Genomic DNA, 19,537 nt, shown 5'->3' with positions numbered 1-19,537 from the left:
TTACTTATCGCATCCTCTGATGTCTGCTTGACCATCCCTCGGATCACTTTATAAGATTTACTTCAAAAGAAGTGTTCTGCAGCACACATAGCGCCTTGCCAGTATTAATTCGCTAATTTATAGGCATAGATATATGCCAATATTCCACCAATACTTGGTAGCATGGGCAGATGGATAAAGAGATAGAAGATCACGAATCACAAACGCCTGCCAAGCAACAGGCCGCGAAGAAGAGCACATTGGTCAGCGTCCTGGTTAATATCGGCCTGACAGTTTCTCAAGTATTTGCGGGTATTGTGTCTGGCTCTCAGGGCTTGATTGCGGATGGTATTCACTCCGCGACAGATTTAGTTGCAGACTTTGTAGTGCTTTTTGCCAATCACCATAGTGCTAAAGATGCGGATGAAGATCACCGCTATGGCCATCAACGATATGAAACTGCCGCTTCTCTATTTTTAGGAATCTCTTTATTGGCTGTTGGTGCGGGTATGCTTTTTAAGGCCGGGGAAAAGATTATCAGTCCAGTGGCGGCCGGACAAATTCAAATCCTAGCTTTGTATGTTGCGTTGGCCTCTTTGGTTGCAAAGGAGCTGCTTTTTAGATACATGCTGGCAGTAGCTCAGCGTGTGCGATCTTCGATGTTGGTAGCCAATGCTTGGCATGCCAGATCTGACGCAGCTTCTTCATTGGTCGTTTCTATTGGTATTGTTGGCGCTCTATTTGGGCACCCAATCTTTGACGCTATTGGTGCTTTAGTGGTTGGCTTAATGGTGGCAAAAATGGGTTGGAAGTTTGGTTGGGATGCACTGCATGACTTAATGGATAGGGCAGTATCAGAGGAAGAGCATCGTCAGATAGAGGGCATCATTAAATCTACCGATGGCGTTAGAGGCTTTCATGATCTGCGTACTCGCAAGATGGGCGATATGATTTTGGTAGACGTCCATATTGATGTAGATGCCAATGCCACTGTCAAGGTTGGGCACGACATTGCCTTAAACGCTGGCAATCAAATCAAGAAACAATTGCCAGTGCTCAATGTCATGACGCACATCGATCCTGTATAGCCCTCAGGCACTGTGGGGCTAATACAAGAACTTCTAAGATTACCTAAGATGTTGGTATGAATAATTTTTTGGATCCAGCAATTCTCTTTTTTGTCTTTGGTGCTTTTGCTGGGGCTGTTAAATCCAACCTAGAAATTCCTCAGCCCATTGCTAGGTTTTTATCGCTCTATCTATTGATGGCGTTGGGTTTGAAGGGCGGCTTTGCTCTGCATAAATCAGGATTTACTCTTGAGATAGGTTTGGCGCTTGGGCTCGCAGTATTTTTGGCAACCATCATTCCTCTCATGGGGTATATGGTTTTAAGAGCCAAACTCAATAACTATGATGCAGCAGCCATTGCAGCTACTTATGGTTCGGTTAGTGCCGTTACGTTTATTACTGCGACACAAGCACTTGATCAATATGGCATTGCGTTTGGTGGACACATGGCGGCCGCTATGGCTTTGATGGAGTCGCCGGCAATCATTTTGGCAATTTTGTTGGCGAATAAAGCGAGGTCATCAGCTACTAATTCGACACAGTCCACAGGCATGTCAAAGATTCTTCATGAGTCATTTACTGATGGCGCACAACTACTGCTTTTGGGCTCGATGATGGTTGGCTTAGTCAGTGGCGACAGCGGGCAAAAAATAATGGCCCCATTTTCAATTGATTTATTCAAGGGAATGCTGGCCTTCTTCTTGCTCGACATGGGTTTGATGGCGGCTAAGAATTTTGAGGGATTAAAGGGTAAGCCACCCATTACTTTGCTTTATGCAATCGGCGCTCCTTTGGTTCATGCCTCTATTGCATTGGCACTTTGCAAGTTATTGGGCTTGCCATTGGGCGATACCATCCTATTGATGGTGCTTGCTGCCAGCGCTTCTTATATTGCTGTACCAGCCGTATTAAGACACGCACTTCCGGAAGTAAACCCCGCTTTATATATGGGAATGTCGTTGGGAATTACTTTCCCCTTCAATATCATTTTGGGGATTCCGCTTTACGCTTATATTGCGGGTCTAACTTACTAGATAGGGCCGGTTGACTCTGTCCTGACCGGGATTAGAATGGTTCATAACCAGCAGGAGATGAGGCGATGAGTTCTAAAAAATGGGTGGTTGGAGCGCTATTTAGTGCTTCTGTGATTTCCTTGGCTGGCGCCGCAATCCCTGAACCACCAAATCCTTTGGCCAATATCAATCTCACCTTTGATCAGCGCTTGGAGCAGATGAAGCAAATAGATGCTGCATTGCTGAAAGCAACACCAGAAGAGCGAAAAGTCTATTGGCATCAGAGGCGCGATCAAATGAAGGCTTTAAGCCCCGAAGATCGCAAGCTAGTTCAGGAAAAAATGAAGGCCCAATGGCAATCCATTACTCCTGAACAAAAAGAAAAAATGAAAGCCGAGAGAAAAGCTTTCTTTGATGGTTTAACACCAGAAGAGCAGGCAGAAATGAAGGCCCGAAGAGCCAAATGGGAAAATATGAGCCCTGAAGAAAAGCAGAAGTGGTTCAAGCAACCAGGCTAGGCTTGGTATTCTCACCCCTACTTTAATGAGCGACTTTATTGGATTTAGTCCTAAGGCTTTCAAATTTCTTGAAGAGCTTACCGATAATCAAACTAGAGTTTGGTTTTCTGAGCATCGCTCGGAATATGAAGAGTTTGTGCGCGAACCGATGAAGCGCTTTACAGATGAATTGTCTGAGAGTCTCGCAAATAAAGATATACCGCTGTGGGGCGATCCCAAAAAATCCCTTTTTAGAATTAATCGAGATGCTCGGTTTTCAAAAGCAAAGCATCCTTACAACATGCATGCCAGCGGGCTCTTTACGAGAACTGGCGACAAGCACTCGCCCGGCGTTTTGTATTTTCGTTTAGACCCCCTGGGCAGTAGATGCGCCGCAGGTTATTTACAGCCAGAAGCTCACAATCTAAAAAAGCTTAGACAGGGAATTTTAGATAACCCTAAGGCTTGGCTTTCGCTTGAGAAGTCTCTAAAAAGAAAAGGCTATGAGCTGGATTATTCAAACACATTGGCCCGCATTCCGAGAGGCTTTAATGATGTTCCGCTAGAGGTTGAGCGAGCAATCAAACTCAAAGGCTGGATTATTAGAAAGCAGTTGTCCAGATCAATAATTTGCTCGAAAGAATTAATTCAAGAAGTCACGGATTTTGCTAAAGACATGCTTCCCCTTCTCAGTTTTGGGTGGCATGCGTTGGCTAAATTTTCTGATTAAATAACAATAGAAATTCAAACAAGAAAGCAAGACACGCATGTATAAGCTAATCGCATTTGATGCCTATGGCACGTTATTTGATGTGTATTCCATGGGGCAGTTGGCAGAAGAATTATTTCCAGGGCATGGGCAGGCTTTTGCTTTAATGTGGCGCGATCGCCAAATTGAATATACCCGCCTGGTAACAATGAGCGATCCCAATCCTAGCGGCAGTAAGTACTATCTCCCATTTTGGGAGTTGACCATTCGCTCATTGCGATATGTCTGTAAGCGGATGGGATTGGGTCTCACTACTGAATATGAGAAGCGATTGATGGACCAGTATGCCAAACTCACTGGCTTTGAAGATAGCCTCAATGTCCTTAAAACAATAAAACAGAAAGGAATCTCTACTGCAATTTTGTCTAATGGCAGTAGGGAGATGTTGGCAACCGTGGTCGAGAGTAATGGTTTAAAGCCTTACCTAGATGAAGTTGTCACTATCGAGGACGTACGCTTATTTAAAACGGCCCCACAAGCTTATGAATTGTTATTAAAGGCATTTCCTGTCAAGAAAGAAGAAATTCTTTTTGTATCGAGCAATGCTTGGGATGCTCTAGCTGCAAAGTGGTATGGCTTTGATGTATTTTGGGTCAATCGTCTTGGGCACCCTTTTGAAGAGATTGGTGAAAAACCAAACTATGAAGGTAATTCTTTAAGCAAGGTATTAGAAGTTATCTAAGGAGATATGAATGCTATTAGTCACCTCAATTATTGCCGTTGCCTTAACCATTATTTTCATCAAACTCTCTTTTGCTGTCATTGGCTTAAGAAGAAAAAATAAGGTTGGCCTAGGAAGTGGTGGTCACGAAGATCTTGAGAGGGCCATTCGTACCCAAGGCAACTTTGCCGAATACGTTCCCATTGGAATCATCCTAATTGCTTGTCTTGAGTTAAATGGCGCCCCTTGGTGGTTGGTGGCTATTCCAGGTATCGCACTCATTGTTGGACGTTTGATTCACGCAAAAGGCATGAACACTCCGCCGCCAGATTTCAGCAAGCGCGTGCTTGGAATGAAATTTACTTTTTTCACGCTCATTGCATTGGCTGCTTTGAATTTAGGTTGGTCTTTACGCTATCTGGCTAATTAAGGCTGGAGATACCTAGGCTTAGATAGCCCTGGTTTACAAAATCGTCCTTTAATTACTCAAAGAGGATTGAGCCGGCTGTGGGCAATTTATTATTCCTACTTATTTAAAGCGATACGCAAGTGCCATAAAGATATTATCTTGGAATGAGCGATTTATGACTGGGCTGTTATTAATTCCACCACCCATCCATTTGCGTTTGCCATACACGTTGATGTACCAGTTATCCACCACTGGAATCTCCACCATGAGTCCCGCTAAAAGATTGTTTGTTGCAGGGGCGCTATAAGCCGCATAACCAGTAGCTGTCGACTCCCCAGAGCTGATGCCATAGTAGTAATTAGCATATTGACTTGACTGTCGTTCTATACCAATTTGCGGATAGATGATTACTTTTTTATAGGTTTCAATCTCAGCGAAGTATAAAAATTCATAGAGTGCCCCTTTTGATTTACCAAAGTCATGATAGGCATTAACAAAAAATCCTCCGATCGGCGTCTCTTGAAAAGTTCCTAGGCCAAGGGGTATTGGGTCGCTTCGGTTGATAGAGTTGCTATTGATTGACGACTTTACTTTGTAGGTGTCTAAATTAATTTTTCCGATTACTTCAAAATAGCCGTAACCCATCTTGAAAGTCTTAATGCCCACCTCATCAATGCGAGCGAAAAAACGCTGATAGTCAAAAAAGGCATAGGGCAGGACTAAGGATTGAGTCCCTTCGGTACCAATATGTAAATTAGAGGTGTAAACGGCCGCACCGATATCGCCAACGATGCGATCCGGAAGCGCATCCGGAATATCATCCAACGCGTAGGCGGGAATATGGATTGCAGTGGCAATTAAAAGAACCGTTATGCGAAAAATCGATTTCATGTATGCATCATAAGCCCTTACGGGCCACTAGAGGTCTAGATTATCTAGGGCCAAATCCTGAAGGTGGCTCGTATCTGCCCAGCTATTCACCTTCCAGGCAAGTCCATCATGACTTATCCAATTGAGAGAGGCGTTAGGTACGGTAACGGCCTTTTCTGCATCCAGGGCTTGATTGCTCGCAATTCTGTACATCATATCCAAGGCACCCCCATGGCTGACCAGCAAAATAGTTTTACCTGAATGTTCTTCGCAGATTTCCACAAGCGCAGTTTTAATTCGATCTGCAAATTGTTGAATGCTTTCACCATCACGTAAGTTCTCCTCAATATTTCTGCTGAGATGAGATTTCCAAAGATCTGGCTCACGCATCGGGGCTTCATCAGTGGTGAGGCCCTGTAGCGCGCCAAGATGACGTTCTCTAAGGGCGGCATTCGGTATCGCAGAGGTTTCAAATAATTCTTCAATAGCTTGTGCAGTCTTTGCTGCGCGCTGGAGATCACTGGTATACAAAACATCAAATTGAAGCTTAATGTTTTTGAGGGCGCGCGCCATTTGTCCTGCTTGAGCTAAGCCTCTGGCATTCAGGCCAATATCAGCATGGCCTTGAAGGCGTCGCGCGGCATTCCAGTCAGTTTCACCATGGCGAACTAAGCAAAATCGAGTAATAGTCATATGGCAATGATAAAGACTGAATTACTTTTTGAGAGTCCAGGCGCGTGGATTGTGTTCAAAGCCAATATTTTCGTAATATTCATTCGCCTTGGGCGCCGCTAACAGCACGATCATGCATTCAGGACCAAGACGTGCTTTGGTTTCCTCAATGAGTTGCTTGCCAATTCCAGAGCGTTGATATTTTTCATCAACGGCTAAATCCGCAAGGTAAGCCACATAAGTAAAGTCGGTTAGCGAACGCGAAATGCCCACCAAAGCTTCGCCGTCCCATGCGGTAATGGTGAGGTTGGCATTCTTGAGCATGTCCTCAAATGTTTGAACATTATGAATAGGGCGTCGCTCCCCAAGGGTGGAGCGCTTGTAAAGATCGATGGCTTGCTCCGCAGTAATCGTGGCGTTGTCGCGATATTGAATCATGTCACTCCTCATCTCTTATGAAGAGCTTATCACCCGCAGCCAGGACTCCGGAGTTTAAAACCTCAGCTCGAATACCGCCACGCCCCTCGAATGCCTCCATGAAACTAGGCTTGCCGAGTAATTGCGCCGGTCTTTCACAGGGGGTGCATAGTTCTGTGCCAAGTAGCTGAATGTCACCTAGCTGAAATCGTTGGCCCACGAGCGCATTGAGTTCAGATGCCGTAATGCCTGCAAGCGCAATATTACGGCGTGTTTCAGAGCCATCAAAAGTCGGTTCATCTCCAGCTGTTAACCAATCATTTGCTGTATCAATAGCAGATAGGGCGATGATACTGACGTGACGCACTTTAGTTGGCTCGATGGCTGAATAGGCGCCCGTACCTAGTGCATAACGGTCACCTTCAAGGCCACTGCCAACTATGGCTTTGGCAGTGCTGACGGATCGCATCTGCTTGCCAGCAGACGTTGCTAGATAGATGGCTTGAATATAGGCATTGAATTTCATAAGGAGTGTTTACATATTACAACTCATGCTTTGATGATTGTTAATACAATAAATACAACACAAGACAAAGGGTAACGGTGAATAAAGAAAGTAAGGGAATGCTAATTGGCTTTATTGGCATTCTAATTTTTAGCTTAACGCTACCAGTAAGTAAGATTGCTGTTTTAAGTTTTAACCCGTATTTCATTGCTTTCGGAAGAGCAACCCTGGCAGGACTAGTTGCACTCGTCTATCTTGCTTATAAAAAAGAGAGCACACCCACTAGGGTGGATTTCGTGAAATTTGTGGTCATAGCTCTGGGTGTCGTGTTTGGTTTTCCTATATTTACCACTGTTGCAATGACTCAAGGTTCGTCTTCACACGGGGCAGTGATTTTGGGAATGATGCCGCTTGCTACCACCGTTATTGGCGTGCTGCGCTTTAAAGAGCGTCCCTCCTTAGGGTTCTGGCTGGTATCTTTATTGGGCGCCGGTTTAGTCATTCTGTACGCTCTATTAAAGAGTTCCGGCAGCTTTACGTATATTGATGGCCTTTTAGTGCTTGGCGGGATTAGCGCTTGCATTGGTTATGTAGAGGGCGGCGAACTCTCTAGAAAAATGAATCCACGCGCGGTCATTTCTTGGGCCTTGATCATTTCCTTGCCGCTGAATATTGTGATGACTTGGTTCACTTATAGCCCAGAATATATTCATGCGGATGCCGTGGCATGGACTAGCTTTGTCTATCTAAGTTTATTCCCCATGTTTCTTGGCTTCTTTTTTTGGTATGAGGGGCTTGCGATTGGTGGCATTGCACGCGTTAGTCAAGTGCAGTTAATTCAGCCGTTTTGCACTCTAGTAGCAGCAAGTATTTTGTTGGGCGATTCGCTCACAGTGATGAATTTAATCTTTGCCGTGTTGGTTGTGTCTACTGTCATCCTTGGGAAAAGAATGCTGGTAAAAAGAGCGTAGTTTTATTTGTAACCATGAAATTAAAAAGCCCCGATTAAACGGGGCTTTTTAATTATGCGGCAACAACTTTGTGTTTGCTGAGTGCGCGCAAGATTTTGCTTTTCTCTTTGGGTTTGGTGCTCGATTCTAGTAACTTAGTAAGTTGAGCGGTATTCAGGGGGCCTAAGCGCGCTTTTCCTGTTTTGGTGAGCATAGAGTCATTTTTTCTGGTTCTTTGATTTTGGCCTACAGCCATGGAGTTTTCCTAGAGTAATGGAATGATGAATCTCAAGACTTGCTGAAGAGATTCCCCTGTCTAGGGCGCACAATAGTGATCACAGTCCAGAATAACAGTTAACAGGCCTAGAAGCTATGATGTAGCCATGATCAATCTATCTATATTCAATAGCCCAATTAGTTTCATTGGCCTATTAGCGCTATCCAATGTATTTATGACATTCGCTTGGTATGCACACTTAAAAAACTTATCAGCGAAGCCATGGTGGATTGCTGTTTTAGTGAGCTGGGCGATTGCTTTGTTTGAGTATGCCTTGCAAGTTCCAGCTAATCGAATAGGCTATCAGTTCTTTAGTCTGGGACAACTCAAGATTGCTCAAGAAGTGATTACTCTCAGTGTATTTGTTCCGTTTGCAGTTTTTTACATGGGCGAGCCATTTAAAACCGATTACATTTGGGCGGGATTATGCTTATTGGGCGCCGTTTACTTTATGTTTAGATCATGATTCAGATACAGAACTTTATCTTTGCTTTAGTTATGGGGTGCTTAATGTCTTTAAGCATTACGCTTGCCACTACAGTTGTTCGTGTTGGCCTTGCAGAAAATTTCTTCTGGGTGTGGTTTGAAGTTTGGTCAGTAGCTTACCCAGTAGCCATTGTTTGTATTCTGATTTACAGGCCATTTGCTAGCAAAATCACTGCAAAGATTATGAAGGTGCTGGAGCTCAATAAGCCCTAGCTTACAGATGAGGAATGATTAAATGAATGTATTGATGAAGTCTTCTATTTTGACTATATGTTGCGCATCTATTTTGAGCGCTTGTGCTGCGGTATATACCGATGCATCAGATTCTAATCACGTTACTTTTCTAAATAGTAGTGGTGAATCAATTGAGCAATTAACTCAGAAAGCCGGTGCTTATTGCGCACAGTACGGCAAAGTGGCCTCGTTTAGAAGTAGTGATACGCAGTTGTTTGCGGTCTTTGATTGCAAAACCACACGCTAATTTAATGCAACCGCTGGGCGAATTAGCCTGCTAAATCGGATTGATAAATTAATCCGGCATGCTCTCTGAGGGCATGGAATTGAATGGACTCCCAACGTTGTTGGGCAACATCTAGCTCTGATTTATGTGACGCTAGGAAAACAGATGCGCCCACCACATCTTCTGCCATGCGGTGGATATTTTCTTGAGTAAATTTTTTCAAGGCAACGGGATCGTCTGAGCTCACCCAGCGAGCCAAGCTATAGCGGGCAGGCAGAAGACGTACTTCTGCGCCGTATTCAGTTTGTAGGCGATGGCTAACCACTTCAAATTGAAGTTGGCCAAATGCACCAAGTAGCATGGTACCGCCTGCCATTGGCCTAAAGACCTGAATAGCACCCTCTTCACCCAATTGCATCAGTCCGGTGCGCAACTGTTTAGAGCGTAAAGGATCGGCAGATTCAACCATGCGGAAAATTTCTGGCGCAAAGAAGGGTAGCCCAGTAAATTGCAATTGCTCACCTTCGGTTAAGGTATCGCCTAGGCGCAGCAAGCCGTGATTTGGCAGGCCAATGATGTCACCAGGAAAAGCCTCATCCAAAATATCGCGTCTTTGCGATAAGAAAGAGAGTGCATTATTGGTTCGAACTTCTTTGCCGTTGCGACAAATCTTGAGTTTCATGCCGCGCTGAAAATGGCCAGAACAGATACGTAAAAAAGCTACACGGTCACGATGTGCTGGATCCATATTGGCCTGAATCTTGAATACAACTGCTGAGAATTTGTTCTCGGCAGGACTGACCTCGCGTTGCAAGGCTTTACGTGAGCCTGGCGATGGTGCGAGCTCTACCAATGTATTGAGAATCTCGCGCACACCAAAGTTATTGATGGCTGAGCCAAAGAAGACTGGTGACTGGCGTCCAGCCAGAAAGGCTTCGAGATCAAATGCCGGCATTGCTTCTTTGATCAGCGCTACTTCAGCTAGGGCATTTTCTAAGTCTGTGCCTAGACGCTCTTTAAGGGCTGGATCATTGATATCAACCACTGCATGTGAGTCTTCGGTAACTCGATCTTCGCCAGCTTTGAACATGCGCATACGAGAATTGGCGATATCAATCACACCAGCAAAGGATTTGCCCATGCCAACCGGCCAAGTGAACGGCACCACTTCAATACCAAGTGCGGTTTCAATCTCATCCATTAATTCCATTGGAGGCTTAACTTCGCGATCCATCTTATTAATGAATGTCACGATAGGCGTATTGCGTGCACGGCAAACTTCAAGCAGGCGCAATGTTTGAGATTCAACACCATTGGCGGCATCAATGACCATGAGGGCAGAGTCAACCGCAGTCAACACACGGTAGGTGTCCTCTGAGAAATCTTGGTGGCCCGGTGTATCTAATAGGTTAATGATGCAATCGCGATACTCCATCTGCATCACCGAGCTTGCTACAGAGATGCCGCGCTGCTTTTCAATTTCCATCCAGTCAGAAGTTGCGTGACGACTGGCCTTACGCGCTTTAACACTTCCCGCAATCTGAATAGCCCCCGCATACAGCAGTAACTTTTCGGTAAGCGTAGTTTTGCCCGCATCTGGGTGAGAGATGATCGCAAAGCTTCGACGTCTAAGTACTTCTGCGCCTGGAGTGCTGGAGGTAAGAGTTTCGATGGTAATTCTGCGTTGATTAATCTAGGTTCGGAGGCAATTATAAGCGTCTCAAAGCGCTTCAGAACTGCTCATGAGCCCCTACGTAGCGCCATTGTCCAGGAGGAAGTGGTCCTAATGAGATGCGACCCATTCGGACGCGCTTGAGGCCTATCACCTTGAGACCTACCATCTCGCACATCCGACGAATTTGGCGCTTACGCCCTTCTCGCAACACAAAGCGTAGTTGATCTTCATTTTGCCAACTGACCTGTGCGGGTTTAAGTTCTACCCCATCTAGTGATAGACCATGCTTTAGGCGATCTAAATCCTCGAATGAAAGGAGCCCTTCAACGCGCACTAAGTATTCTTTTTCAACGGGGCTATTTTCGCCAATCAATAATTTGGCAATACGACCATCTTGAGTCAGAACTAGCATGCCCGTAGAGTCAATATCTAGCCTGCCTGCAGGCGCTAGCCCTTTAGTATTGAAGCGAGGGCTTCTTCCTTTATCAAGCGGACTGGCAAAGTAATTTTCAGGAGTAATCAAAGAAGCCGCTGGTTGATATTCCTGCTCATCATCATAGTGAGAAATGTAACCAACGGGTTTATTCAGAATGACAGTAATGCGAGAGGCTTGCTGGGCTTTAGCGCCAGACTGCAGCTCAATTTTTTGATGACGATAGGCGCGCACGCCCAATTCGTTCACCACTTCACCATCTACCGTTACCAGACCTTGCTCAATATACGAGTCTGCCTCACGACGCGAGCAAAGACCAAGCTCAGAGAGTAATTTTGAGACGCGTACTTTTTCTTCCATGCCTGCATTATCCGGTATTGGGGCTAATTATTGGCCTGGAGTTAATATGGGGGCAGATGAAATAAAAAAGCCTGCTCATAATTCAATAAAAGATGACCAAATGACCGTTACATTAAAAAAACCACCAATCTATAAAATCCTTTATTTTCAAGTACTTACAGCGGTTGTAATTGGTGTTTTGCTAGGCCATTTTTACCCAAGCTTGGGTACAGAAATGAAGCCATTTGGGGATGCCTTCATTAAAGGCATCAAGATGTTAATTGCCCCCATTATTTTCTGCACGGTAGTTCTGGGTATTGCCGGCATGGAGGACATGAAGAAGGTTGGCAAAACTGGCGGACTAGCCCTGTTGTATTTTGAGATCGTGAGCACGATTGCTTTGGTGGTTGGTCTGGTCATTGTGAATGTACTTCAGCCTGGCGCAGGCATGAATATCGACCCTTCAAGCTTAGACACCAAAGGAATTGCTGCATATACCGGGCCCGGAAAAATGGGCACCACTACGGATTTCTTAATGAATATTATCCCGAGCAGTGCGGTTGATGCATTTGCTAAGGGTGAAATTTTGCAAGTGCTTTTTATTGCAATTCTTTTTGGATTTGCGCTGCATAAGTTCGGTGGTCGTGGAACCATGGTGTTCGACTTAATTGAAAAAACATCCCATGTTCTCTTTGACATGATTGGTGTGATTATGAAGTTTGCGCCTATTGGTGCATTTGGCGCAATGTCATTCACCATAGGTAAATACGGTATTGGCTCTTTGTTCTCATTGGGCAAGCTCATGGGCTCGTTTTATTTAACTTGCTTGCTCTTTGTATTTATTGTTTTAGGAATCATTGCACGAATTAATGGGTTCAATATTTTTAAATTCGTGCGCTACATCAAAGAAGAGTTGTTAATTGTTTTGGGTACATCATCATCCGAATCCGTCCTGCCACGCATGATGGAAAAAATGGAGCTATTGGGCGCCAAGAAGACTTGTGTTGGTCTTGTTATTCCAACAGGTTATTCATTCAATTTAGATGGCACCTCTATTTATTTAACAATGGCCGCAGTATTTATTGCGCAAGCAACCAATACGCCGATGACACTCATGCAGGAGGTCACGCTCTTGCTAGTGCTGTTGCTCACATCTAAGGGCGCAGCAGGCGTAACTGGTAGCGGCTTTATTGTTTTGGCAGCCACCCTCTCTGCTGTTGGAGATGTTCCGGTTGCGGGCCTAGCCATTATTCTCGGCATCGATCGCTTTATGTCAGAGGCGCGTGCGCTAACAAACCTGGTTGGTAATGGCGTGGCTACGATTGTGGTTGCCAAGTGGACTGGTGAGCTAGATCAAAAGCAGTTAACTAGCGTACTCAATCGCGACAATTGGATTGAAGCACAAGAGCCTGAAGTCATTTTGGATCAGCGACAAGAGAAGATGAAGTGATTCTCTAATCTGGAGGCGTTGTGAAAAGAAAGCAAATTTGTTCGTTATTCATAGCAATGCTGGCATTTAGTGAAGTAGCGCTTGCTCAAACACGCCTTCCAGAAATTCCAGTTGAGCAATATACCCCAGATCAGCAAAAGGCTGCCAAGGAATTTGAGGTGACACGTAAAAAGGCCCCATGGGGGCCTTTTGCCATGCTGATGTACAGCCCGAAGCTGATGAATAATGCCCGTGCTATGGGCGACTATCTGCGCTATAACTCTGCATTCGATAGTCTCTTAAGTGAGTTTGCGATTCTGATTACCGCACGTGAGTGGACGCAAGACTATGAGTGGTATGTTCATTATCCGATTGCCATCAAAGCTGGATTAAAGCCAGCAATCGCTCAGGCATTAAAAGAGGGTAGAAGACCCGAAGGCATGAGTGAGGATGAGTCGATGGTCTACGATTTCACTATTGAGCTGCAACGATATAAGCAGGTTTCAGATGCTACATTTGCCAAAATAGAGAAGCGTTTTGGTAAAAAGGGGGCAATCGATTTAGCGGGGATTGCAGGGTATTACACCTTCCTGGCCATGGAGATGAATATGGCCAAGCATCAGATACCAGCGGGCGCTGAGCGCTTGCCCCGTTTGCCCGAATAATCTTTAAGTGCGAACAATGTGAACGCTACAAGGGGCCTCCTCGACGATTTTGGTCATCGAGGTTCTCCAAGGCGTTACCTTATTAGGCAACTTATGTGATGCCCCAATCAAAATAAGGGATGCATCATTGTCTTTGGCAAATTCAACGATTCGAGAGGCAGGATCAAGCGCCTCAAGTACGTGATAAGAAATTCTTTCAGGTGGTAATTTAAGTGGTTTTGCCCAATCCATCAGTTGCACTAGGTGCCCACGCACAATACCGCTAGCGGTTTGGCTTTCATGATTGCCTTCGTAGGTTGGCGTACTGGCAATCGTGCTCAAGCAAATTAAGCGACTTTCAGGATAGGCCTGCAATAAATTTTTTGCTGTGGTTTGCATGCGCTCACGCAAATCTTCATCGGATTGACGGGTATCTATCGCGGCAATCATAAGGGGTGCATCAAGGCTGCCCATACTCGGCCGTGGGCTTGGGGAGGGCTCGTAACCAGCGGCTTTGAACATCCCTTTGAGGTTTTCCCAAAAGCTAGGCGGTTCAACGCGGTCGGCGCGTTCTGTGAGCGTAACGCCTTCGGGATCTCGTAATACTTGACGTAAACGCGCAGCACTTTGATAGCGATCTGCAGCGCGTGGCTCCAGGCATCTCAGCACTACCTCTTGTAACCAGCGCGGAATTTCTCTACGAATGGCTCGTGGCGGAAAGGGCTCAGCCCACATTCTCTTACGCAGACCACCCATCGTTTGAGGGTTGCCAAATGGCAGTTCGCCAGTTAGCAGCTCGTACATGATCACGCCAATAGAAAAAATATCACTGCGCGAATCAGAGCGAATGCCTGCAACTTGCTCAGGAGAAATATAGGGTGCAGACCCAATACCTTTGCGCATCTCTTCTGCAAGCAAGTCCGGGTATCGAGCGTGGTGCGACAATCCAAAATCAATGAGTGTTAACTTCCCCTTCTCATCAATCAAAATATTTTCAGGCTTGACATCTAGGTGAATGGCATCTTGTGAGTGCAGTGATTGAACAGCTTGCGCTAAATCTGCCCCAATGCGAACTACCTCATCAATCGTAAATACTTTGCCTTCCTTGATGTAATCCTCTAATGGGCGGCCCTCAACTCTTTCCATTGCAATATACGGGCGCGTGGCCATATTGCCTGAACCTAAATATTGAGGAACGTAAGGACTTTTTAGGGAGCGCAAGATAGTGAGTTCGGTTTCAAAGCCGATCAAACTTTCAACCGGTTGATCTCTGCCAACACGCGGGATTTTCAGCAAGATAGGGACATCTATTCCCTCTTTAGTTGCAGAAAAAAGGCTAGCCATTCCGCCGCGGTGAACTTCCTTGCCTAAAACAAATCCATCTACTACTTTGCCTTCTTGAAATATATCGTCTACTGCTTGAATGTCGGTGTTGATGGGCATTGTTTATTTGCCGGTGATGAGGCGGTTTGCCAGGTCTTCTGGCAGGCCAGCGCGACGCACTTTCTCTGCGGCAGTGTAGTGATCGTAGGGCGTGCGATGAAATGTCAGCGCTTCTGAGTCAGGCTCAAAAACAGCAAAGCAGGCTTCTGGATTCCCATCTCGGGGTTGACCTAGTGAGCCTACAACGCCGACCCATTGACGATGAGGTAGCACAGGGATTTCATCACCAGGGTGTGGCGCAAATCGAATGAGTTTCCCAACAGCGCTTTGATAAAAAAGCGCTTGCTCATGGGCATGACCAACAAAAGTGTAGTTTTTACCAGAGCTTTGTACACAACGCCATGCACTCATGCTGTCGGTAATGTAATTCCACTCTGCTGGATTGTAGGCAGAGGCATGCACAAAACAAATCTGCTCTTCTTGAACCATCAGAGGAAGATTTTTAAGGAAAGCTACATGGTCATTGTTGAGTTGAGATTTAGTCCACTCAATTGCGGCATTGGCACTAGCATTCATTTGATTGCGACTATCTTTAAAAACAGCCTCATCGTGATTGCCGAGAATGGCAATTGCCTTCTTGTTTTCAACGAGCGCGGCAATGCGATCAATCAGCGCAACAGGATCGGCGTTATAGCCTACGAGGTCACCCAGAAATACCATGCGAGTAACGCCAAGTTCCTCGGCGCGAGCCATGCATGCTTCAAAAGCTTCTAAATTACTGTGGAGATCGGCAAATAGCCCAATACGTTCGGTCATCCCCTAATGATAGGACAAAAGGCCCCTAGATAGAAGGGTTATAGGGGCTCGGACCATTATCTGGACGATTTTTAAAGCGCTTATGAACCCAGTAGTATTCGGCCGGCCGAAGTCGAATTTCTTCTTCAAAGTATTGATTAAGGCGTGCGGTGTCAGACTTGGGGTCTGTACCCGGAAAGTTTTCTAACGGCCTTCTAATTTCACAAAGATAGCCAGATTCATCTGCCTTTAGTGTGGTGGTCATTAAGCAAACGTCGGCACCAGTAATTTTTGCCAAACGCGAGATAGTGGTGATGGTATTTGTTTGAATTCCAAAAAATGGCACAAACTCAGAATCCTTAAGACCGAGATCAATATCAGGTGCGATGATGATGAAATCTCCATTGCGAATTTCTCGGATGATCGCCTTTGCATTACCTTGGCGATCAATTGAGTTCCCACCAAAGCGATTGCGCCATTCCACAATTCTTTTATTAAAAAAAGGATTCTTCATTCTCTGAAAAAAGCCCGAGGTGCGCGGCCAACGTTTTTCCTTGGAGAGGGCGCTCAAAATAATGCTGCCCTCAATTCCTGTGAAATGCATGTTTACTAAGATGCGTGGTTTTCTACTAGAGAGGTCAACTGCTGATTTCACCTCAATCATATTGCTGAGTTGTTTAGAGCTGCCGCACCAGATAATACTTTTCTCTACCAGACTGCGCCCAAGCAATCGCCAATGCTCTTTGGCAAGACTATCGACTTCAGATGGACTTAAGTTTGGAAAGCACAAATGGAGATTTGTTTTTACTACTCGATTTCTATCGCTTGGAACGCGCGCCGCAATATATCCAAGCCCGTAACCCAACTCAACCAGCAGCCTATAAGGCAGAAGGGCAAGAAGCTTGAGTAGAACAACAACTGTTTGGTTGGAAAAAGACTTCAGCAAATTAGTTTTGCTCTGATTCGTAACGCTTTACGGATTTGGCATAGCGCTCAGCCATTTCTTCAATGGAGCTGCTCGACATTCCTAAATCATTCACTAGGCCAGTTTCAAGGCGATATGCCCAGCCATGAACAGTGAGGTCTTGTCCGCGCGCCCAAGCATCTTGCACGATGGTGGTTTCGCATACGTTAACTACTTGCTCAATGACATTGAGTTCGCAAAGGCGATCCTGACGCTTAGGGGTTGGAATAGCTTCGCCTAAATAACGCTCATGTTTTTGATGCACATCCTTAACGTGCCGCAACCAGTTGTCGGCTAAGCCAATTCGCCTATCGGCTAGCGCTGCATGAACACCAGAGCAACCGTAGTGGCCCACCACTAATATATGTTTTACCTTCAGCAAATCAATCGCAAACTGAATAACAGACAAGCAATTCAAATCAGTGTGAACAACTACGTTTGCAACATTTCGGTGAACGAATAACTCACCAGGCAGTAAGTTCACAATATCGTTTGCTGGCACTCGACTATCAGAGCAGCCAATCCACAGATATTCAGGGGCTTGTTGAGAAACGAGGCGTTTAAAGAAATTGGCATCCTCTGCCACCATGCTTTCCGCCCAGGTGCGATTATTGGCAAATAGCTGTTCTAGAGCTTGAGAATTCTTCATCGTCATGCTTTCAGTTTAAAGTACTTTAATGACGCCCAATTGGTTAAAACAAACCCCCACCGGAATTACCTTAAATTTACATTGTCAGCCAGGAGCCAAGGTGACTAAGGTCGTTGGCCTGCATGACGGCTGTTTAAAAATTTCTTTACAGGCACCTGCCCTTGAAAATAAAGCGAACGAGCTCTTATTGGCTTGGCTTTCTAAGCAATTAAGGGTGCCTCAAAAACAAATTCAGTTTGTTTCTGGTCAAAATAGCCGCAAGAAACGAGTGGAAATTTGGGGGCCTATCAGTCCCGAGCAAATTGTGCAGTTGTTGAGCCCTTGATTTAAAGGTCGGCCCTTACCAAAATATTGCCCACAATATTCCCAAAATGAGCACCCATTTGCCCACGTAATAAACGGAGCGATGTTTTGCTTTGAGTTTTTTAGCTTGTGCACGGAGATGGTAGAAATAGGTGAACAAAATATTTACGAAACCTATTTTTTCACCTTCAACATTTTGGGATGATGCGGCGCTCATGACATAGCGTCCAAACCAGCGATTGAATAGAGCAACTGCCTTTGTATGAACTGGGCGTTCGACATCGCAAAATAAGATGATTCTTTGTTGATCTGTTTCATTAGCAGCGAAATGAATGTAAGTTTCATCAAACATGACCGCTTCGCCATCTTTCCAGAAATAACGCTCCCCATCTACATCAATAAAGCATTTGGGGTCGTTGGGAGTCGTTAGGCCAATGTGATACCGCAAGGAGCCCGCATAGGGGTCACGGTGGCGCACCAGCGTTGCTCCAGGGGGCAGAGATGCGAACATGGCAGCCTTGACTGAGGGGATCGATTTAAGCAGTGCAACTGTTTTGGGGCAACCCGCTTGAGCGGAGGGCACCTCTTTTCCATACCAGCAGAGGTGAAAACGCTTCCAGCCAGTCCGAAAGAAGGAGTTAAAGCCGATATCGTTGTATCCGGTTGCGGCCGCAATGGAGCCACCTTCCTGCAGAGAAAGCGCCTCTTGCCGAATCATTTCCCAGTTATCTTGGATGGGCTTCATCTCAGGAAATTGGCTTACTGGAATAAAAGCGCCAGGTTTTACTTTTGAAAATAAATACAAAAGTGCATTTACGGGGGCTAGAAGCACTTGGTAGTCGGTAAGAGATCTAACAACCCCAAAACGAACCTTTCCTCTGAAATAGACATAAACAGCTGATGCTATAAAAATAAAAAAGATGATGTGGCGAATTTCCATGAGCTTTGTCTAAGTGAGGTAATTGTTAGTATTTTAATTTGTATGCCAGCCCTAAATTGACTATTTCTTATGCTCGGATACTCATATACTTCAAGCAGAGGGTTTGAAAACCGGCTTAGGGTTTATGTGGAGTTTTGCTAAGGATGATCTTATGAATAGCTTTATAAAGTGGCTCTTAAGCCTTGTTTTAATTGGGTTAGTGGGTATTTCGGTCTATACGTGGGGAATGCTAACTTGGAGCTATGGCAGCGGTGAACGCGCAGGGTATGTCCAGAAATTCTCTAATCGCGGTTATATATGTAAAACCTGGGAAGGTGAATTGGCCATGGTTTCTATGCCAGGCACAATGTCAGAAAAATTCCTCTTTACGGTGCGAGAAGATGCTGTGGCGCAAAAAATAAATGCTAATTTAGGTAAAAAGGTTGCCCTAAAGTATGAGCAACACATTGGTTTGCCAACAACCTGTTTTGGCGATACCGAGTATTTTGTTTCTGATATCACCGTTTTGGATGAGTAATTTGTAGTCGTAGTAAAAAATTGCTGTAACGCAACTTTATTTTTGTAATTTTTTGTGGTTAAAATCATGTAAGCGTAATGTGCGCTGACATCAATATCTATAAGGAGCTTCACTTGAACAAAGCCGAACTAATCGCAGCGATTGCTGACGACGCGGAGATTTCTAAAGCCAAAGCTGAATTCGCATTGAATTCTGCAATCGACACAATTATCAAAGCTGTTACTAAAGGTGACTCAGTACAACTGATCGGCTTTGGTACTTTTGCTTCTGGCAAACGTGCTGCACGTATGGGTCGTAACCCAAAAACTGGCGAGCCACTCAAAATTGCTGCTGCAAAGACTGTTAAGTTTTCTGCTGGTAAAGCATTTAAAGATTCAGTTAACAAGCGTAAGAAGTAATTCTTCCTTTGTTGATAAAAAAGCCCGGCATGCCGG

Annotated in this window: 27 protein-coding genes; 15 read left to right on the top strand and 12 right to left on the bottom strand. The window is 45.1% G+C overall.

All coding sequences use genetic code 11. The annotated features are described in order from the left end of the window. Positions 1–170 precede the first annotated feature (170 nt). The 6 genes from ICV90_RS10120 (at position 171) to ICV90_RS10095 (ending at position 4,416) form a co-directional block, all read left to right on the top strand. Complete coding sequence (locus ICV90_RS10120) at positions 171–1,067, top strand: cation diffusion facilitator family transporter (RefSeq protein WP_215358781.1); 897 nt, start codon at positions 171–173, stop codon at positions 1,065–1,067. A gap of 56 nt (positions 1,068–1,123) precedes the next feature. Next, positions 1,124–2,080 carry a sodium-dependent bicarbonate transport family permease gene (locus ICV90_RS10115; RefSeq protein WP_215358780.1) on the top strand — a complete coding sequence of 319 codons (957 nt, stop codon included), beginning with the start codon at positions 1,124–1,126 and terminating at the stop codon, positions 2,078–2,080. A gap of 65 nt (positions 2,081–2,145) precedes the next feature. Further along, positions 2,146–2,577, top strand: a complete 432-nt coding sequence (locus tag ICV90_RS10110) for a DUF3106 domain-containing protein (RefSeq protein WP_215358779.1) — start codon at positions 2,146–2,148, stop codon at positions 2,575–2,577. A 25-nt stretch (positions 2,578–2,602) separates the two neighbouring features. Continuing rightward, the gene (locus ICV90_RS10105) at positions 2,603–3,286 is read left to right on the top strand and encodes a DUF2461 domain-containing protein (protein WP_215358778.1); all 684 of its coding nucleotides are present in this window, start codon (positions 2,603–2,605) and stop codon (positions 3,284–3,286) included. A gap of 37 nt (positions 3,287–3,323) precedes the next feature. Then, a complete protein-coding gene (locus ICV90_RS10100; RefSeq protein WP_215358777.1) occupies positions 3,324–4,007 on the top strand; it encodes a haloacid dehalogenase type II in 684 nt (227 codons plus the stop codon). A 10-nt stretch (positions 4,008–4,017) separates the two neighbouring features. Continuing rightward, positions 4,018–4,416, top strand: a complete 399-nt coding sequence (locus ICV90_RS10095) for an MAPEG family protein (protein ID WP_215358776.1) — start codon at positions 4,018–4,020, stop codon at positions 4,414–4,416. A 99-nt stretch (positions 4,417–4,515) separates the two neighbouring features. Here the strand turns inward: ICV90_RS10095 and ICV90_RS10090 are convergent, their stop codons facing one another. The 4 genes from ICV90_RS10090 to ICV90_RS10075 are packed head-to-tail and all read right to left on the bottom strand — an operon-like array spanning position 4,516 to position 6,880. After that, positions 4,516–5,286, bottom strand: coding sequence for a MipA/OmpV family protein (locus tag ICV90_RS10090; protein ID WP_215358775.1), 771 nt, complete (start codon positions 5,284–5,286; stop codon positions 4,516–4,518). A 27-nt stretch (positions 5,287–5,313) separates the two neighbouring features. Next, positions 5,314–5,958 carry a histidine phosphatase family protein gene (locus tag ICV90_RS10085; protein ID WP_215358774.1) on the bottom strand — a complete coding sequence of 215 codons (645 nt, stop codon included), beginning with the start codon at positions 5,956–5,958 and terminating at the stop codon, positions 5,314–5,316. A gap of 21 nt (positions 5,959–5,979) precedes the next feature. After that, entirely contained in the window at positions 5,980–6,375 is a 396-nt protein-coding gene (locus ICV90_RS10080) for a GNAT family N-acetyltransferase (protein ID WP_215358773.1), read from the bottom strand. Between the two features lies 1 nt (position 6,376). Beyond that, positions 6,377–6,880, bottom strand: coding sequence for an MOSC domain-containing protein (locus ICV90_RS10075; protein ID WP_251367736.1), 504 nt, complete (start codon positions 6,878–6,880; stop codon positions 6,377–6,379). A gap of 77 nt (positions 6,881–6,957) precedes the next feature. Between ICV90_RS10075 and ICV90_RS10070 the strand changes: the two genes are divergently transcribed. After that, positions 6,958–7,830 carry a DMT family transporter gene (locus ICV90_RS10070; protein ID WP_251367735.1) on the top strand — a complete coding sequence of 291 codons (873 nt, stop codon included), beginning with the start codon at positions 6,958–6,960 and terminating at the stop codon, positions 7,828–7,830. A 52-nt stretch (positions 7,831–7,882) separates the two neighbouring features. On the opposite strand, the gene ICV90_RS10065 is transcribed toward ICV90_RS10070, so the two are convergent. After that, positions 7,883–8,065 (bottom strand): hypothetical protein, encoded by a 183-nt coding sequence (locus ICV90_RS10065; RefSeq protein WP_072582586.1) that lies wholly within the window; start codon positions 8,063–8,065, stop codon positions 7,883–7,885. Between the two features lie 127 nt (positions 8,066–8,192). On the opposite strand from ICV90_RS10065, the gene ICV90_RS10060 reads away from it, so the two are divergent. Genes ICV90_RS10060 through ICV90_RS10050 form a run of 3 tightly spaced genes read left to right on the top strand, consistent with a single transcriptional unit; the run spans position 8,193 to position 9,053 of the window. Then, complete coding sequence (locus ICV90_RS10060) at positions 8,193–8,552, top strand: DMT family protein (RefSeq protein ID WP_215358772.1); 360 nt, start codon at positions 8,193–8,195, stop codon at positions 8,550–8,552. Next, positions 8,549–8,785 carry a DUF2798 domain-containing protein gene (locus ICV90_RS10055; RefSeq protein WP_215358771.1) on the top strand — a complete coding sequence of 79 codons (237 nt, stop codon included), beginning with the start codon at positions 8,549–8,551 and terminating at the stop codon, positions 8,783–8,785. Before ICV90_RS10060 ends, ICV90_RS10055 begins: the two co-directional genes overlap by 4 nt. Positions 8,786–8,819: 34 nt before the next feature. After that, complete coding sequence (locus ICV90_RS10050; protein WP_215358770.1) at positions 8,820–9,053, top strand: hypothetical protein; 234 nt, start codon at positions 8,820–8,822, stop codon at positions 9,051–9,053. Positions 9,054–9,075: 22 nt separating this feature from the next. On the opposite strand, the gene ICV90_RS10045 is transcribed toward ICV90_RS10050, so the two are convergent. Beyond that, positions 9,076–10,704, bottom strand: coding sequence for a peptide chain release factor 3 (locus tag ICV90_RS10045; protein ID WP_215360487.1), 1,629 nt, complete (start codon positions 10,702–10,704; stop codon positions 9,076–9,078). A gap of 58 nt (positions 10,705–10,762) precedes the next feature. Next, on the bottom strand, positions 10,763–11,500 hold the full coding sequence (locus ICV90_RS10040) for a pseudouridine synthase (RefSeq protein WP_215358769.1): 738 nt from the start codon (positions 11,498–11,500) through the stop codon (positions 10,763–10,765). A gap of 100 nt (positions 11,501–11,600) precedes the next feature. On the opposite strand from ICV90_RS10040, the gene ICV90_RS10035 reads away from it, so the two are divergent. Further along, positions 11,601–12,929, top strand: a complete 1,329-nt coding sequence (locus tag ICV90_RS10035; protein WP_215358768.1) for a dicarboxylate/amino acid:cation symporter — start codon at positions 11,601–11,603, stop codon at positions 12,927–12,929. 20 nt (positions 12,930–12,949) lie between these two features. After that, complete coding sequence (locus tag ICV90_RS10030) at positions 12,950–13,573, top strand: carboxymuconolactone decarboxylase family protein (RefSeq protein WP_251367733.1); 624 nt, start codon at positions 12,950–12,952, stop codon at positions 13,571–13,573. Positions 13,574–13,576: 3 nt separating this feature from the next. On the opposite strand, the gene ICV90_RS10025 is transcribed toward ICV90_RS10030, so the two are convergent. Genes ICV90_RS10025 through can form a run of 4 tightly spaced genes read right to left on the bottom strand, consistent with a single transcriptional unit; the run spans position 13,577 to position 17,349 of the window. Next, complete coding sequence (locus ICV90_RS10025) at positions 13,577–14,995, bottom strand: protein kinase (protein ID WP_215358767.1); 1,419 nt, start codon at positions 14,993–14,995, stop codon at positions 13,577–13,579. A gap of 3 nt (positions 14,996–14,998) precedes the next feature. After that, complete coding sequence (locus tag ICV90_RS10020) at positions 14,999–15,751, bottom strand: metallophosphoesterase (protein ID WP_215358766.1); 753 nt, start codon at positions 15,749–15,751, stop codon at positions 14,999–15,001. A gap of 25 nt (positions 15,752–15,776) precedes the next feature. Beyond that, the gene (locus ICV90_RS10015) at positions 15,777–16,676 is read right to left on the bottom strand and encodes a lipid A biosynthesis acyltransferase (RefSeq protein ID WP_215358765.1); all 900 of its coding nucleotides are present in this window, start codon (positions 16,674–16,676) and stop codon (positions 15,777–15,779) included. 1 nt (position 16,677) lies between these two features. Further along, a complete protein-coding gene (gene can, locus ICV90_RS10010; protein ID WP_215358764.1) occupies positions 16,678–17,349 on the bottom strand; it encodes a carbonate dehydratase in 672 nt (223 codons plus the stop codon). 22 nt (positions 17,350–17,371) lie between these two features. On the opposite strand from can, the gene ICV90_RS10005 reads away from it, so the two are divergent. Beyond that, positions 17,372–17,668: a DUF167 domain-containing protein gene (locus ICV90_RS10005; protein ID WP_215358763.1), complete on the top strand. Its 297-nt coding sequence runs from the start codon at positions 17,372–17,374 to the stop codon at positions 17,666–17,668. Between the two features lie 15 nt (positions 17,669–17,683). On the opposite strand, the gene ICV90_RS10000 is transcribed toward ICV90_RS10005, so the two are convergent. Beyond that, positions 17,684–18,580: an aspartyl/asparaginyl beta-hydroxylase domain-containing protein gene (locus tag ICV90_RS10000; RefSeq protein ID WP_215360483.1), complete on the bottom strand. Its 897-nt coding sequence runs from the start codon at positions 18,578–18,580 to the stop codon at positions 17,684–17,686. Between the two features lie 109 nt (positions 18,581–18,689). On the opposite strand from ICV90_RS10000, the gene ICV90_RS09995 reads away from it, so the two are divergent. Both ICV90_RS09995 and ICV90_RS09990 read left to right on the top strand, forming a co-directional pair. After that, positions 18,690–19,103 carry a hypothetical protein gene (locus tag ICV90_RS09995; RefSeq protein ID WP_323472413.1) on the top strand — a complete coding sequence of 138 codons (414 nt, stop codon included), beginning with the start codon at positions 18,690–18,692 and terminating at the stop codon, positions 19,101–19,103. Between the two features lie 77 nt (positions 19,104–19,180). After that, a complete protein-coding gene (locus tag ICV90_RS09990; RefSeq protein WP_011903860.1) occupies positions 19,181–19,501 on the top strand; it encodes an HU family DNA-binding protein in 321 nt (106 codons plus the stop codon). Positions 19,502–19,537 lie beyond the last annotated feature (36 nt).

The organism is Polynucleobacter sp. JS-JIR-II-b4 (assembly GCF_018687815.1).
Taxonomy (GTDB): Bacteria; Pseudomonadota; Gammaproteobacteria; order Burkholderiales; family Burkholderiaceae; genus Polynucleobacter.
Note: the sequence above shows the minus strand (reverse complement) of the source record. Positions and strands in the feature narration are given on the sequence as shown.

What these genes read in the sequence shown, in the direction of transcription:
- ICV90_RS10120 (WP_215358781.1), top strand. Translation starts at nt 171, where the DNA reads ATGGATAAAGAGATAGAAGATCACGAATCACAAACGCCTGCCAAGCAA.
- ICV90_RS10115 (WP_215358780.1), top strand. Translation starts at nt 1,124, where the DNA reads ATGAATAATTTTTTGGATCCAGCAATTCTCTTTTTTGTCTTTGGTGCT.
- ICV90_RS10110 (WP_215358779.1), top strand. Translation starts at nt 2,146, where the DNA reads ATGAGTTCTAAAAAATGGGTGGTTGGAGCGCTATTTAGTGCTTCTGTG.
- ICV90_RS10105 (WP_215358778.1), top strand. Translation starts at nt 2,603, where the DNA reads ATGAGCGACTTTATTGGATTTAGTCCTAAGGCTTTCAAATTTCTTGAA.
- ICV90_RS10100 (WP_215358777.1), top strand. Translation starts at nt 3,324, where the DNA reads ATGTATAAGCTAATCGCATTTGATGCCTATGGCACGTTATTTGATGTG.
- ICV90_RS10095 (WP_215358776.1), top strand. Translation starts at nt 4,018, where the DNA reads ATGCTATTAGTCACCTCAATTATTGCCGTTGCCTTAACCATTATTTTC.
- ICV90_RS10090 (WP_215358775.1), bottom strand. Translation starts at nt 5,286, where the DNA reads ATGAAATCGATTTTTCGCATAACGGTTCTTTTAATTGCCACTGCAATC.
- ICV90_RS10085 (WP_215358774.1), bottom strand. Translation starts at nt 5,958, where the DNA reads ATGACTATTACTCGATTTTGCTTAGTTCGCCATGGTGAAACTGACTGG.
- ICV90_RS10080 (WP_215358773.1), bottom strand. Translation starts at nt 6,375, where the DNA reads ATGATTCAATATCGCGACAACGCCACGATTACTGCGGAGCAAGCCATC.
- ICV90_RS10075 (WP_251367736.1), bottom strand. Translation starts at nt 6,880, where the DNA reads ATGAAATTCAATGCCTATATTCAAGCCATCTATCTAGCAACGTCTGCT.
- ICV90_RS10065 (WP_072582586.1), bottom strand. Translation starts at nt 8,065, where the DNA reads ATGGCTGTAGGCCAAAATCAAAGAACCAGAAAAAATGACTCTATGCTC.
- ICV90_RS10060 (WP_215358772.1), top strand. Translation starts at nt 8,193, where the DNA reads ATGATCAATCTATCTATATTCAATAGCCCAATTAGTTTCATTGGCCTA.
- ICV90_RS10055 (WP_215358771.1), top strand. Translation starts at nt 8,549, where the DNA reads ATGATTCAGATACAGAACTTTATCTTTGCTTTAGTTATGGGGTGCTTA.
- ICV90_RS10050 (WP_215358770.1), top strand. Translation starts at nt 8,820, where the DNA reads ATGAAGTCTTCTATTTTGACTATATGTTGCGCATCTATTTTGAGCGCT.
- ICV90_RS10040 (WP_215358769.1), bottom strand. Translation starts at nt 11,500, where the DNA reads ATGGAAGAAAAAGTACGCGTCTCAAAATTACTCTCTGAGCTTGGTCTT.
- ICV90_RS10035 (WP_215358768.1), top strand. Translation starts at nt 11,601, where the DNA reads ATGACCGTTACATTAAAAAAACCACCAATCTATAAAATCCTTTATTTT.
- ICV90_RS10025 (WP_215358767.1), bottom strand. Translation starts at nt 14,995, where the DNA reads ATGCCCATCAACACCGACATTCAAGCAGTAGACGATATATTTCAAGAA.
- ICV90_RS10020 (WP_215358766.1), bottom strand. Translation starts at nt 15,751, where the DNA reads ATGACCGAACGTATTGGGCTATTTGCCGATCTCCACAGTAATTTAGAA.
- can (WP_215358764.1), bottom strand. Translation starts at nt 17,349, where the DNA reads ATGACGATGAAGAATTCTCAAGCTCTAGAACAGCTATTTGCCAATAAT.
- ICV90_RS10005 (WP_215358763.1), top strand. Translation starts at nt 17,372, where the DNA reads ATGACGCCCAATTGGTTAAAACAAACCCCCACCGGAATTACCTTAAAT.
- ICV90_RS09990 (WP_011903860.1), top strand. Translation starts at nt 19,181, where the DNA reads ATGTGCGCTGACATCAATATCTATAAGGAGCTTCACTTGAACAAAGCC.